Consider the following 14251-nt stretch of genomic DNA (forward strand, 5'->3'; position numbering starts at 1 on the left):
CCGGCCTTTTGCGTTCCCCCGGGGCAGGCCGGGCGGAGCGGCCGGGAACCACCGGTGTGGCCGATCGCTCACTCGGTACTGTCCGCGTCGAGGAGTATGGTGATCACCGTCGTCGACAGTGGTCCCGACCACGGCTTCTGTAACGCCGGGGGGCTCCGGGCCGATAGACGGGTCGAGGTCCGCGCCGCCGGCGGGCCCTTGACGAACCTGGCGAGGCGCGCGATTCTCAAGGCGCGAGTCCGCCCCGGTTGGTTCGCCGCTGGATGCATAACCAGTGGCTCCGGCGGGAAATGACTCCACGTGAGTTAGAGCAGTACCCGGTGGGCGTCCGCGCCCCCGGCTACCGGGAGGAGTCTCCGATTCGGTTTCCGAATCAGAGCTGGACAGCAGTGTGGCCTTTGGCTACACTGTCCCTTTGCGCTGCCTGTTAGCTGCTCCGTGACTCGTCGCCCGGAGTTTGCGTTGCCCTGAAGGGGTCTGGCACCGCCTCCGCAAAGCGGCTCTGACCTGGGACATCGACCCCGGCAGAGGCCATGGCGAGGTAGGCGGCTCCAAGCCCAAGCAGGCCCGGCTGGTACGCGCGTAGTGAGCTCCGAGCCCTCGGAAGGACCCCCCTCTTGGCCGCGCCGCGCAACGCCTCGAACAATTCCGCCGCATCCACCGCCCCGCTCCGCGTCTCCTTCGCGAAGATCAAGGAGCCCCTTGAGGTCCCGAACCTCCTGGCCCTGCAGACCGAGAGCTTTGACTGGCTGCTCGGCAACGCGGCCTGGAAGTCCCGGGTCGAGCAGGCGCTGGAGTCCGGTCAGGACGTCCCCACCAAGTCCGGTCTGGAGGAGATCTTCGAGGAGATCTCTCCGATCGAGGACTTCAGCGGGTCGATGTCCCTGACCTTCCGCGACCACCGTTTCGAGCCGCCGAAGAACTCCATTGACGAGTGCAAGGACCGCGACTTCACGTACGCGGCCCCGCTCTTCGTCACGGCCGAGTTCACCAACAACGAGACCGGTGAGATCAAGTCTCAGACGGTCTTCATGGGCGACTTCCCGCTCATGACCCACAAGGGCACGTTCGTGATCAACGGCACCGAGCGCGTCGTCGTGTCGCAGCTCGTCCGCTCCCCGGGTGTGTACTTCGACTCCACCCTGGACAAGGTGTCCGACAAGGACATCTACTCCTGCAAGGTCATCCCCTCGCGTGGTGCCTGGCTGGAGATGGAGATCGACAAGCGCGACATGGTCGGCGTCCGCATCGACCGCAAGCGCAAGCAGTCCGTCACCGTGCTGCTGAAGGCTCTCGGCTGGACCAACGAGATGATTCTCGAGGAGTTCGGCGAGTACGAGTCGATGCGCAACACCCTGGAGAAGGACCACACCCAGGGCCAGGACGACGCGCTGCTGGACATCTACCGCAAGCTGCGCCCGGGCGAGCCGCCGACGCGCGAGGCCGCGCAGACGCTTCTGGAGAACCTGTACTTCAACCCGAAGCGCTACGACCTGGCCAAGGTCGGTCGTTACAAGCTCAACCGCAAGCTGGGCAACGCCGAGTCGCTGGACTCCGGCGTGCTCACCGAGCCCGACATCATCGGTGCGATCAAGTACCTGGTGAAGCTGCACGCCGGTGAGACCGAGTGGCGTGACGAGACCGGCCGCGACATCGTGGTCGAGGTCGACGACATCGACCACTTCGGCAACCGCCGCCTGCGCAACGTCGGCGAGCTCATCCAGAACCAGGTCCGTACGGGTCTCGCCCGCATGGAGCGCGTCGTGCGCGAGCGCATGACCACCCAGGACGTCGAGGCGATCACGCCGCAGACCCTGATCAACATCCGGCCGGTCGTCGCCTCCATCAAGGAGTTCTTCGGCACCAGCCAGCTGTCGCAGTTCATGGACCAGACGAACCCGCTGTCGGGCCTGACCCACAAGCGCCGTCTGTCCGCCCTCGGTCCCGGTGGTCTCTCCCGCGAGCGCGCCGGCTTCGAGGTCCGTGACGTGCACCCCTCGCACTACGGCCGCATGTGTCCGATCGAGACCCCGGAAGGCCCGAACATCGGTCTGATCGGGTCGCTGGCCTCGTACGGCCGGGTCAACGCCTTCGGCTTCATCGAGACCCCGTACCGCAAGGTCGTCGACGGTGTCGTCACCGAGAAGGTGGACTACCTCACCGCCGACGAGGAGGACCGCTACGTCATCGCCCAGGCGAACGCCCCGCTGACCGCGGACCTGCACTTCGCCGAGCCGCGCGTCCTGGTCCGCCGCCGTGGCGGCGAGATCGACTACATCCCCGGCACCGAGATCGACTACATGGACGTCTCGCCGCGCCAGATGGTGTCGGTCGCGACCGCCATGATCCCGTTCCTCGAGCACGACGACGCCAACCGCGCGCTCATGGGCTCGAACATGATGCGCCAGGCGGTGCCGCTGCTGAAGAGCGAGGCCCCGCTGGTCGGCACCGGCATGGAGTACCGCTGCGCCGTCGACGCCGCGGACGTCATCACCGCCGAGAAGGCCGGTGTGGTGCAGGAGGTCTCGGCCGACTACGTCACCGTGGCCAACGACGACGGCACGTACACCACGTACCGCGCCGCCAAGTTCACCCGCTCCAACCAGGGCACCGCCTTCAACCAGAAGGTGCTCGTGGACGAGGGCGCCCGGGTCGAGGTCAACCAGGTGCTGGCCGACGGCCCGTGCACCGACGAGGGCGAGATGGCCCTCGGCAAGAACCTGCTCGTGGCGTTCATGTCGTGGGAGGGTCACAACTACGAGGACGCGATCATCCTGTCGCAGCGCCTCGTGCAGGACGACGTCCTCTCCTCGATCCACATCGAGGAGCACGAGGTCGACGCCCGTGACACCAAGCTCGGCCCCGAGGAGATCACCCGGGACATCCCGAACGTCTCCGAGGAGGTCCTCGCCGACCTCGACGAGCGCGGCATCATCCGGATCGGCGCCGACGTCGTCACCGGTGACATCCTCGTCGGCAAGGTCACCCCGAAGGGTGAGACCGAGCTGACCCCCGAGGAGCGCCTGCTCCGCGCGATCTTCGGCGAGAAGGCCCGTGAGGTCCGCGACACCTCGCTGAAGGTGCCGCACGGTGAGTCCGGCAAGGTCATCGGCGTCCGCGTCTTCGACCGCGAGGAGGGCGACGAGCTTCCCCCGGGTGTGAACCAGCTGGTCCGCGTCTACGTGGCCCAGAAGCGCAAGATCACCAACGGTGACAAGCTCGCCGGCCGCCACGGCAACAAGGGTGTCATCTCCAAGATCCTCCCGGTCGAGGACATGCCCTTCCTCGAGGACGGCACCCCGGTCGACATCATCCTCAACCCGCTGGGTGTCCCGTCCCGAATGAACCCGGGACAGGTCCTGGAGATCCACCTCGGGTGGCTCGCCAAGCAGGGCTGGGACGTCTCCGGTCTCGCCGACGAGTGGGCCCAGCGCCTCCAGGCGATCGGCGCCGACCGGGTCGAGGGCGGCACCAACCTCGCCACCCCGGTCTTCGACGGCGCCCGCGAGGACGAGATCACCGGCCTGCTGGACAACACCACCCTCACCCGTGACGGTGAGCGCCTGGTGAACTCCACCGGCAAGGCCCGCCTGTTCGACGGCCGCTCCGGCGAGCCGTTCCCGATGCCGGTCTCGGTCGGCTACATGTACATCCTCAAGCTGCACCACCTGGTCGACGACAAGCTGCACGCCCGTTCGACCGGTCCGTACTCGATGATCACCCAGCAGCCGCTCGGTGGTAAGGCGCAGTTCGGTGGTCAGCGCTTCGGTGAGATGGAGGTGTGGGCCCTCGAGGCGTACGGCGCCGCGTACGCCCTGCAGGAGCTGCTCACCATCAAGTCCGACGACGTGCTCGGCCGCGTGAAGGTCTACGAGGCCATCGTCAAGGGCGAGAACATCCCCGAGCCCGGCATTCCCGAGTCCTTCAAGGTTCTCATCAAGGAAATGCAGTCGCTCTGCCTCAACGTGGAGGTGCTGTCCTCGGACGGCCAGTCCATCGAGATGCGGGACTCCGACGAGGACGTCTTCCGCGCCGCCGAAGAGCTCGGCATCGACCTGTCCCGGCGCGAGCCGAGCAGCGTCGAAGAGGTCTGACGGAGGTCGGGCCGGCTCGCGCTTCTGAATCAAGCAGAGTGCGCAGCCGGCCCGCCCCCAGGCCCCCCTCAGACCACAGACAAACTCTCGAATCACGAAAGAGGGCTTGACGACCAGTGCTTGACGTCAACTTCTTCGACGAGCTCCGCATCGGCCTGGCCACCGCCGACGACATCCGCCAGTGGTCGCACGGCGAGGTCAAGAAGCCGGAGACCATCAACTACCGCACCCTGAAGCCCGAAAAGGACGGCCTCTTCTGCGAGAAGATCTTCGGCCCGACCCGGGACTGGGAGTGCTACTGCGGTAAGTACAAGCGCGTCCGCTTCAAGGGCATCATCTGTGAGCGCTGCGGCGTCGAGGTGACCCGCGCCAAGGTGCGCCGTGAGCGGATGGGCCACATCGAGCTGGCCGCCCCGGTCACCCACATCTGGTACTTCAAGGGTGTGCCGTCCCGCCTCGGCTACCTGCTCGACCTGGCGCCGAAGGACCTCGAGAAGGTCATCTACTTCGCCGCCTACATGATCACCTGGGTCGACGACGAGCGCCGCCAGCGCGACCTCCCGTCCCTGGAGGCGCACGTCTCGGTCGAGCGCCAGCAGATCGAGAACCGCCGCGACGCCGACCTCGAGGCCCGCGCCAAGAAGGCCGAGACCGACCTGGCCGAGCTGGAGGCCGAGGGCGCCAAGGCCGACGTGCGCCGCAAGGTGCGCGAGGGCGCCGAGCGCGAGATGAAGCAGCTGCGCGACCGTGCGCAGCGCGAGCTCGACCGCCTCGACGAGGTGTGGGCCCGCTTCAAGAACCTCAAGGTCCAGGACCTCGAGGGCGACGAGCTGCTCTACCGCGAGCTGCGCGACCGCTTCGGCACCTACTTCTCCGGCTCGATGGGCGCGGCGGCCCTCAAGGACCGCCTCGAGACCTTCGACCTGGCGGAGGAGGCCGAGCGCCTCCGCGAGATCATCCGCACCGGCAAGGGCCAGAAGAAGACCCGTGCGCTGAAGCGCCTCAAGGTCGTCTCCGCGTTCCTGCAGACCAGCAACAAGCCGAACGGCATGGTCCTGGACTGCGTCCCGGTCATCCCGCCGGACCTGCGTCCGATGGTGCAGCTGGACGGTGGCCGCTTCGCGACCTCCGACCTGAACGACCTGTACCGCCGCGTCATCAACCGCAACAACCGCCTGAAGCGCCTGCTCGACCTCGGTGCCCCCGAGATCATCGTGAACAACGAGAAGCGCATGCTCCAGGAGGCCGTCGACGCGCTGTTCGACAACGGCCGCCGCGGCCGTCCGGTCACCGGTCCGGGCAACCGCCCGCTGAAGTCCCTCAGCGACATGCTGAAGGGCAAGCAGGGTCGTTTCCGCCAGAACCTGCTCGGCAAGCGAGTCGACTACTCGGCCCGTTCGGTCATCGTCGTCGGCCCGCAGCTCAAGCTGCACCAGTGCGGTCTGCCGAAGGCCATGGCGCTGGAGCTCTTCAAGCCGTTCGTGATGAAGCGCCTGGTCGACCTGAACCACGCGCAGAACATCAAGTCGGCCAAGCGCATGGTCGAGCGTGCCCGCCCGGTCGTGTGGGACGTGCTCGAAGAGGTCATCGCCGAGCACCCGGTCCTGCTGAACCGTGCGCCCACCCTGCACCGCCTCGGCATCCAGGCCTTCGAGCCGCAGCTGGTCGAGGGCAAGGCCATCCAGATCCACCCGCTCGTCTGCACCGCGTTCAACGCGGACTTCGACGGTGACCAGATGGCCGTCCACCTGCCGCTCTCCGCGGAGGCGCAGGCCGAGGCCCGCATCCTGATGCTGTCCTCGAACAACATCCTGAAGCCGGCCGACGGTCGCCCCGTCACCATGCCGACCCAGGACATGGTGCTCGGTCTGTTCTTCCTGACCTCGGACCGCGACAACGTGAAGGGCGCCGGCCGCACCTTCTCGTCGACGGCCGAGGCGATCATGGCCTTCGACGCCCGCGAGCTGGACGTCCAGGCCCCGATCGAGCTGCGCCTCGGCGCCGGCACCGTCCCGCCGCGCGGCTGGACCCCGCCGGTGGACGAGGAGGGCCGGTCCAGCTGGTTCGAGGGCGAGCCCTTCCGCCTGAACACCACCCTGGGCCGCGCGCTCTTCAACGAGCTGCTGCCCGAGGACTACCCGTTCGTCGACTACGAGGTGGGCAAGAAGCAGCTCTCCGCGATCGTCAACGACCTGGCGGAGCGCTACCCCAAGGTCACCGTCGCGGCGACCCTGGACAACCTGAAGGCGGCCGGCTTCCACTGGTCGACCCGTTCCGGTGTCACCGTCTCGATCTCGGACGTCATCGTCCCGCCGAGCAAGCCCCAGATCCTGGAGGGCTTCGAGGCGAAGGCGGAGAAGGTCCAGAAGCAGTACGAGCGCGGTCTGATCACCAACGACGAGCGCAAGCAGGAGCTCGTCGGCATCTGGACCCAGGCGACCAACGAGGTCGCGGACGCCATGGCCGCGAACTTCCCGAAGACGAACCCCATCTTCATGATGGTCGACTCGGGTGCCCGTGGAAACATGATGCAGATGCGCCAGATCGCCGGTATGCGTGGTCTGGTGTCGAACGCCAAGAACGAGACCATCCCGCGACCCATCAAGGCGTCGTTCCGTGAGGGTCTGTCCGTGCTGGAGTACTTCATCTCCACCCACGGTGCCCGTAAGGGTCTGGCCGACACCGCCCTCCGTACCGCCGACTCCGGCTACCTCACCCGTCGTCTGGTCGACGTCTCCCAGGACGTCATCATCCGCGAGGAGGACTGCGGCACCGAGCGCGGCCTGAAGCTGTCGATCGGCTCCGTGGGCGCCGACGGCGTGCTGCGCAAGGCCGACGACGTCGAGACCAGCGTGTACGCCCGCATGCTCGCCGAGGACATCACCGTCGACGGCAAGCTGCTGGCCACCGCCAACACGGACCTCGGCGACGTCCTGATCGACGAGCTGATCCGCCACGGTGTGGGCGAGGTCAAGACCCGCTCGATCCTGACCTGTGAGTCGGCCGTCGGCACCTGCGCCATGTGCTACGGGCGCTCGCTGGCCACCGGCAAGCTGGTCGACATCGGTGAGGCGGTCGGCATCATCGCCGCCCAGTCCATCGGTGAGCCCGGTACCCAGCTGACCATGCGTACCTTCCACACCGGTGGTGTGGCCGGTGACGACATCACCCAGGGTCTGCCGCGTGTCGTCGAGCTCTTCGAGGCCCGCACCCCCAAGGGTGTGGCCCCGATCTCGGAGGCCGCCGGCCGGGTCCGCATCGAGGACACCGAGAAGACCCGCAAGCTGGTCGTCACGCCGGACGACGGCAGCGACGAGATCGCCTACCCGGTCTCGAAGCGCGTCAAGCTGCTGGTCAGCGAGGGCGAGGCGGTCGAGGTCGGCCAGAAGCTGACCATGGGTGCCACCAACCCGCACGACGTGCTGCGGATCATGGGCCAGCGTGCCGTCCAGGTCCACCTGGTCGCCGAGGTCCAGAAGGTCTACAACTCGCAGGGTGTGTCGATCCACGACAAGCACATCGAGATCATCATCCGGCAGATGCTCCGCCGCGTGACGATCATCGAGTCGGGCGACGCCGAGCTGCTCCCGGGCGAGCTCGTCGAGCGCGGCCGCTTCGAGCAGGAGAACCGTCGCGTGGTCGCCGAGGGCGGTCACCCCGCCTCCGGCCGTCCGCAGCTGATGGGTATCACCAAGGCCTCGCTGGCCACCGAGTCCTGGCTGTCGGCCGCCTCCTTCCAGGAGACGACCCGGGTCCTCACCGACGCGGCGATCCACGCCAAGTCGGACCCGCTGCTGGGCCTCAAGGAGAACGTCATCCTCGGTAAGCTCATCCCGGCCGGTACGGGTCTGCCCCGCTACCGCAACATCCGGGTCGAGCCGACCGAGGAGGCCAAGGCCGCGATGTACTCGGCCGTCGGCTACGACGACTACGACCTGTCGCCCTTCGGCGCCGGCTCCGGCCAGGCGGTTCCGCTGGACGACTACGACTACGGCCCGTACACCGGCTGAGTCACCTCTGCGGCCGGCAACGGCCGCTGAACGCCAGGGCGGTCACCCCTCACGGGGTGGCCGCCCTGCGGCGTTTCCGGACCAGCCTCAGCGGGCGGCGGCGGCCGCCGCGGCGCGCCAGTCCTCCAGGCGGCGGATCCGGGTGTGGGTGTCGGGGTGGGAGGAGAGCAGCCGCTGGCCCAGGCCCGGACGGACGGCCCGGCCGCCGTTCTCCCGCGCGGCGATCGCCAGGGCCTGCTCCTCGTCCCGCAGGAAGCCGTGGAAGACCTCGATCATGGCGTCGGCGAACCCGAGTTCGGCCGCCTGGACGTCCGCCCGCAGCTCGGAGCGGCGGCCCACCGCGGCGAGCAGGTACGGCGTGACCAGGACCAGCAGCAGCGGCGGGAAGGAGAGGGCCACGGCCACCACCACGACGACCGAGACCAGCCCGACCACCAGGGCGCCGAGGAGCGAGAACACCGACGCGATCTGGAAAGCGATCACCGCCGCGATCCGGAAGGCCGCCCAGGCGATCCGGGCCGGCATCGAGTACCAGTAGCCGAGCAGGGTCGCCCAGGCGTGACCGCCGCGGTGGTGACCGAGCTCGTGGGCGAGCACGGCGGCCAGCTGGGCGTCGGGGAGGGTCTCCAGCGCGTAGCGGGTGACGCCGACGATGTGCCCGGCCGCCGCGGTGGCGTTGACGGCCTTGTGGTCCTCGATCCACAGGTCGTACGTCTCCGGGCTCACCCCCGCCTTGGCGGTCACCTGGTGCCAGATGGGCTCCAGCCGGGTCAGCTCGGAGTGCAGCGCCGGACGCATCCGGAACAGGTAGCGGGCGAGGAGCTTCTCGGTCGGGCGGTGGAACACCAGCGCGCCGGAGGCGATCCAGGCGCCGATCAGCAGGTAGTTGAAGGGCGCGGCGAGGAACATCGAGATGATCCCGATCACCAGCAGGCTGCACAGGAAGTGCGGGAGCTGGAACACCAGTTGGCCGATCGCGGTGGCGTCGGCGCCGCGCTGGCGGGCGGCCAGGTGGATCCGGCCGGTGTGGGGGTCGATGTCGACGGTGCGGTCGAGGACGGGCGGCTGCGGCGGGGCGGGCGGCGGGGCGAAGCCCCGGGGGGGGACGCGGGGCGGTTGCTGCGGGGGCGGGGTGGGGGCCGGGTACTGCGGTGGCGTGGCGGTCGGGTACTGCGGGGAGGCGGCCGGGTACTGCGGTGGGGCCGAGGCCGGGTACTGGGGCGGCACGGCGGTGGTGGGGTACTGCGGCGGAGTGGCCGTCGGGTACTGCGGGGCCGTGGCGGGGTACTCGGGCGGGGTCGTGCCCGGGTACGGCGGCGGAGTCGCGCCCGGGTACTGGGGAGCGCCCTGCGGGGACTGGGGCGGGACGGTCGGGTGCTGCGGCGGGGCGCCGGGGGACTGCGGCGGCGGTGCGTCCGGGTAGGTCGGTTCGGTCATGGCGAGGTCCTCGGGGACGGGACGCGCGCACGGCGGCGTCCGTACGGTGCTGGGCTGTGCAGGACGGTGCGGATCGGTGCTGGACGGGTTGTGCGGCGCCGGTTCAGCCCAGGAACAGGGCGGTGACCAGCGGGAACAGGCCGGCGCCGAAGGAGAGGATGCCGACCCGGACCCAGGAGTGCTTCCGCGAGACGATCAGGCTGTTCTCCGCGAGCGCGGCGCGGACGGCATCGGCGGCCAGCCGCTCGGTGTCGGCCAGGGCGTCGGCGAGCAGTCCCTGCTCGGCGGCCAGCCGGATGTCCCCGAAGTAGCCGAGCGGGCGGCCCGGCCGCCAGTTGCTGCGGCGGAAGCGGGGCAGCACCGCCAGCAGCAGCGCGACCAGGGACACGGCGATGCCGAGCCCGCCGAGCGCGAGCAGCACCTTGGCGGCGCCGGAAAGCTGCTGAGGTGCCCAGCCGGTGCTGGTGAGCAGGCCGCCCAGCACCCCGACGATCACGCCGAGGGCGGCGACCAGGACGGCGGCCTTGCTGTCCGCGCGGGCGATCTCGGTGCGCAGTTCGGCGAGCAGGGCGGTGCCGGGCGGTGGTGCCGGCAGGGTGTTGGCGGGCGCGACGGTGGTGGGCGGGTCGGACACGGTGGGGCTCCTCGGGTTCACCGGTTGAGCGGAGGGTTGGGGCCCTTGTCGAGCCGGGGCGCGCCCGGCCCGGGCGAGGCCGGACCGGCGGGCCGCTGCCGCAGGAGGGCTTCGAGGGCGGCCTTGGCGTCCTGGCGCGGGCCCTCCAGCTCGAACTCCTCCAGGGCGTTCTGGCCGAGCAGCCGCTCGATCACGTGGAGCTGGCCCTGGACCAGTTCCCGCTGCTCGTCCTTCAGGTACTTGAGGGCCTCCTTCAGGTCCTCGGGGTGGGCGGCGACCTGGAGGGCCCAGGCGGCGACCCCGCCCTGCTCCAGGTGGTACTGGTAGAACTTCGCCTTCGCGGCGAGGATCTCGTGGGACTCCTCGACCTGCCGGAGGGCGTGCGGGTGCGCCTGGGTGTCGAAGTGGTAGCCGCGCAGCCGCTCCTTCTGGTCGCGGGCGGCCTGGTCGATGTCCAACTGGACGGCGCAGCGCACCCGCAGGCCCTCGGCCTCGGCGACGGGGTACTCGTCCAGCGCCTGCTGGACGGCGGTCTCGGCCTCGCCGCTCTGGTCGGTGGTGAGGTTGCGGGTGACCGCCCGCATCCGCTGTCGGATCCGGGGGGTGAGCAGCGCCGGTACGTCCCGGATCCGGCTGGCCACGACCAGCTCCGCCGCCGACACCTGCCAGTCGATCTCCACCATGGCTTCGAACGCACCGATGTCGTCCCGGCCGGGCAGCCGCTCCTCGATCCGCAGGTGGTGCAGGCCGAGGTCGACCTCGAAGGCGGCCTGGTAGCCGCGGCCGACCAGGTCGCTGAAGCCCGGGCGGTGCGGCGGCAGGTAGACCTGGTGCTCGCCGGACGGCGTGGTCAGGACCAGGGCGGAGTCGGCCCGGGCGTTCGGCCGCTTGGGCAGGCCGAGCGCGCGGCCGAGCGGGTGGACCGTCAGGACCGGGTCGACGAGGTCGCCGGCGGGGAAGTCGGGGCGGTGTGGTGCCGACATGCGCGGGTGCTCCAGGATCGGGACGGGTTCGGGGGTGCGGTCTCAGCCGCCGGGCGGGAACGGGGTCGCCGGGCTGCCGGTGCGGACGGTGCGGACGAGGTGGTCCAGCCGCTGGCGGTCACGCTCGGTGACAGCCAGGTCGTCGAACAGTTCGGTGAGCCGGGCAGTGGTCTCCGGCTGGTCGGCGGCGCCGATCAGCCAGCCGCGCAGCACGCCCAGGGCCGCGTCGCGGTAGCCGCGGTCCTCCAGCGCCGTGCGCCACAGCGCGACCAGCAACGAGCGGACGGGGACGGGCTCCTCGGGGACGGCCAGCACCGTGACGCTGACCACGCTCCCCGGTTCGGGGCGCGGACTGCGGGCGTACCAGTCGAGCAGCAGCGGCCGGCCGACGGCGGTGTCCTCGGTGCGCCGGGCGGCGGTCAGGAAGACGGCCAGGGCCAACTGCCGCAGGGAGGCCGGGCCGGAGAGCCAGCGGACCAGGGCGCGCAGCACCTGCTCGGCCTCGGCGGAGAGCAGCAGCAGCTCGGCCGCTTCGAGCAGCCCGAGCACCTGGAAGCGGTCGGCCCGGTCGGGTGCCGGGGGCAGCGCACCGGGCTGGAACTTGGCGGCGAGCTGGTCGAGCTCCCCGTCGCTCAGCCGCTCGGCGGCCAGCACGAAGGCCTCCAGGGCCTGGGCGGGCATCAGCGGGCCGAGCAGGGCGTAGCAGCGGATGGCGGTCCAGCGGCGGCGGGCGCTGTCGTCGCCGGCCCAGCTGCGCAGGATCCGGGGGACGGCGGCGGTGCCCGCGTGGTAGGCGAGGGCGAGGCTGTTGGCGGCCTGGAGGCAGAGCCGGAAGTCCTTGGCGCCGGACCAGGGGCCGAGCAGTCCGCTCATGGTGGCGGAGAGGTCGACGGAGGCGAGCAGGGCGGTGGTGGAGGCGACCCGGGTACGGACCAGGGCGCGGGAGTCGGTGGCCAGCGCGTTGAGCCAGCCGGTGATCGCGGGGCGGGCGGAGGGGTGGCTCGTCCAGACCTCGCGCAGCAGGGTGGGCGCGGTGCGGGGGTCCAGGAAGGAGGCCATCCGCTGTGGGACCGGGCCCCAGGGGGTCTGCTCGGTCTCCTCGGTGAGTTCGGCGTGGGCGAGGGCCATGCGCTCCTCGACCGAGCTGCCGAAGGGCGGGATGCCGTCGGGGCGTCCGGGGGTGCGGATGGTCTCCAGCCGGCGGAACAGCTTGTCGGCGCACTCGGCGGCGAGGGTGTAGGGGGCGTGGTCGAAGACGGCCAGGGAGATCAGGAAGGCCTTCTCCTGGAGGGGGAGTTCGTCGTCCCCGAACCAGCGGCCGACCTTCTCCTGGACGATGCCGTGGCCGAAGTCGGCGAGGTCGGCGGGGTGGCCGGTCTCGGGGGAGTAGCGGGCGAGTTCGACGGCGAACCCGGCTACTTCGCGGATCGGCGGGTACTTGGCCAGGAACTCCTGGACGGGTTCCAGGGTGAGCAGGTGCCGACCGGAGGGCAGGCCGTCCCGCAGGGCGTCCAGGTGGGCGCCGAGGACGAGCCCGGGATCGGGCGGCTGCCAGTCGACGGTGGGGAGTTCGCGGATCGCGGCGGAGCGGGTGGTGGTGACGACCAGGTAGCCGTCCTGCTTGGCGAGGGTCTCGCGCAGGCGGTCGAGGTCGGACCGGAGCAGCGGGCGGGTGCGGGAGGTGGTGTAGTCGGCGAGCAGGTAGCCCGGGGCCGGTTCGGCGCCGGTGAGCAGCGCGGTGGGGGAGACGTCGGGGTCGAGGTTGCGGATCCGGCGGATGCCCAGCGTGTGCAGCAGCATCAGGGCCGCGGAGCGCCGTCCGGTGTCGGCCCGGCCGGTGAGGATCAGGACGCGTTGCTCGCGCAGCTGCTGGAGGGCCTGCTGGAAGGCAGGTCCGGGGCGGAAGACCGTGGTCAGGGCGGTGAGTTCCTCGGCGGGGACCTCGCCGGAGGCGTGCGGTGGGGCGCCGAAGGCGGAGCCGAACTGGTAGACGGTGGTCTTCGGGCCGGTGACGACGTCGCCGTGGACCTGCCCGCCGGAGACGGTGTGCCGGTCCCCGCCGACCAGGTCGCCGCCGAAGCTGGGGTTGCCGCCCGCGAAGAGGTAGTTGCGGCCGGCGAAGCTGTCCGGGACGTGCTCCAGCAGTTCCTGGACGGCCTCCAGGGCGTTCTGCGGCTCCTCGGGCGGGGCCTCCTGGAGTTCGTCGGGGTCGAGCGGCTGGGCGGCGGCGTCCGGTTCGGCGGTGGCGGTCACCGCTCACCGCCGACGGTGTTGCCGGTGTTGACGTCGCCGTGGACCTCGCCGCCGGAGACGATGTGCTGGTCGCCGCCGATCAGGTTGCCGCCGAAGGTCGGCGATCCGCCGAGGAACTGGAAGGTGGCGGGGGCGCGGCTCTCGGCCGGGTCCGGGGCCTGGGCTGCGGGCGGGGCGGGAGCCGGGCCCGGCGTCGGAGCGGCCGCGGCCGCCGGGGCAGCACTCGGCGGGGGCGACGGCGCGGGCGCGGGTTCGCCGTGCAGCCAGGCCGTGAAGTCGCCCTCCTTGCCCTGCACGGTGACCCGGTGGAACGCCTCCGGCAGCAGTCCGCCGTGACCGTGCCGGACGATGCCCTGGTAGAGCGCGTCGGAGACGCCGAGCACGCAGGGGCCGTTCCGGTGCCGCAGCGCCTCGCGCAGGGCCGCCGAGTCCAGCAGCCGGAAGGCCTGGTTGAGGTCCCAGCCGACGGCGCCGCCGAGGGCCCCGCCGAGTTCCTGGACGGCGACCTCGCCGGAGGCGAGCACGATCCGCAGCCGTACCCGGGCTTCGGCGGCCGCGAGGCGGTTGTTCGCGTGCAGCAGGGCGGGGGTCTCGTTGACCAGCGCGTGCAGCAGCCGGGGCTTGGGGACGGTGGGGCTGATCAGGGCCATCACCGAGTCGCCACGGTCCTCCAGGCGCTGGTCGGCGGGCTCGACCCCGGCGCTGCGCAGCGTCTCGTGCAGGACGGAGTAGAGCATCCGGCGCATGAACGCCTGCTCGACGTCGTCCCGTCTGCCGAACTGCTCGATGTCCAGCAGCAGGATGGTGTGGTTCACCGGATCGGTCATGGTCGCCTCTCGG

Annotated in this window: 7 protein-coding genes; 2 read left to right on the forward strand and 5 right to left on the reverse strand. The window is 70.6% G+C overall.

Annotated elements, in window-relative coordinates; translation table 11 throughout:
- The first annotated feature begins 617 nt into the window (after positions 1-617).
- Together rpoB and HS99_RS11550 are read left to right on the forward strand one after the other, a co-directional pair.
- Positions 618-4094: a DNA-directed RNA polymerase subunit beta gene (gene rpoB / locus HS99_RS11545; protein ID WP_030290435.1), complete on the forward strand. Its 3477-nt coding sequence runs from the start codon at positions 618-620 to the stop codon at positions 4092-4094.
- Positions 4095-4210: 116 nt separating this feature from the next.
- Positions 4211-8104 carry a DNA-directed RNA polymerase subunit beta' gene (locus tag HS99_RS11550; RefSeq protein ID WP_030290434.1) on the forward strand — a complete coding sequence of 1298 codons (3894 nt, stop codon included), beginning with the start codon at positions 4211-4213 and terminating at the stop codon, positions 8102-8104.
- Between the two features lie 87 nt (positions 8105-8191).
- On the opposite strand, the gene HS99_RS47735 is transcribed toward HS99_RS11550, so the two are convergent.
- The 5 genes from HS99_RS47735 to HS99_RS11575 form a co-directional block, all read right to left on the reverse strand.
- A complete protein-coding gene (locus tag HS99_RS47735; protein ID WP_079151524.1) occupies positions 8192-9541 on the reverse strand; it encodes a M48 family metalloprotease in 1350 nt (449 codons plus the stop codon).
- Between the two features lie 103 nt (positions 9542-9644).
- The gene (locus HS99_RS11560) at positions 9645-10175 is read right to left on the reverse strand and encodes a Pycsar system effector family protein (protein WP_107048713.1); all 531 of its coding nucleotides are present in this window, start codon (positions 10173-10175) and stop codon (positions 9645-9647) included.
- Between the two features lie 17 nt (positions 10176-10192).
- Positions 10193-11158: a hypothetical protein gene (locus HS99_RS11565; RefSeq protein ID WP_050366729.1), complete on the reverse strand. Its 966-nt coding sequence runs from the start codon at positions 11156-11158 to the stop codon at positions 10193-10195.
- A 42-nt stretch (positions 11159-11200) separates the two neighbouring features.
- Positions 11201-13411, reverse strand: a complete 2211-nt coding sequence (locus HS99_RS11570; protein ID WP_030553982.1) for a hypothetical protein — start codon at positions 13409-13411, stop codon at positions 11201-11203.
- Entirely contained in the window at positions 13408-14238 is an 831-nt protein-coding gene (locus HS99_RS11575; protein ID WP_030280697.1) for a hypothetical protein, read from the reverse strand. Before HS99_RS11575 ends, HS99_RS11570 begins: the two co-directional genes overlap by 4 nt.
- Positions 14239-14251: the final 13 nt, after the last annotated feature.

This window comes from Kitasatospora aureofaciens, from assembly GCF_001188955.3.
Classification (GTDB): Bacteria; Actinomycetota; Actinomycetes; order Streptomycetales; family Streptomycetaceae; genus Kitasatospora; species Kitasatospora aureofaciens.

Bases quoted from the DNA above. Each gene is read 5' to 3' on its own strand.
- HS99_RS47735 (WP_079151524.1), bottom strand. From the start codon at position 9,541: ATGACCGAACCGACCTACCCGGACGCACCGCCGCCGCAGTCCCCCGGC.
- HS99_RS11565 (WP_050366729.1), bottom strand. From the start codon at position 11,158: ATGTCGGCACCACACCGCCCCGACTTCCCCGCCGGCGACCTCGTCGAC.
- HS99_RS11575 (WP_030280697.1), bottom strand. From the start codon at position 14,238: ATGACCGATCCGGTGAACCACACCATCCTGCTGCTGGACATCGAGCAG.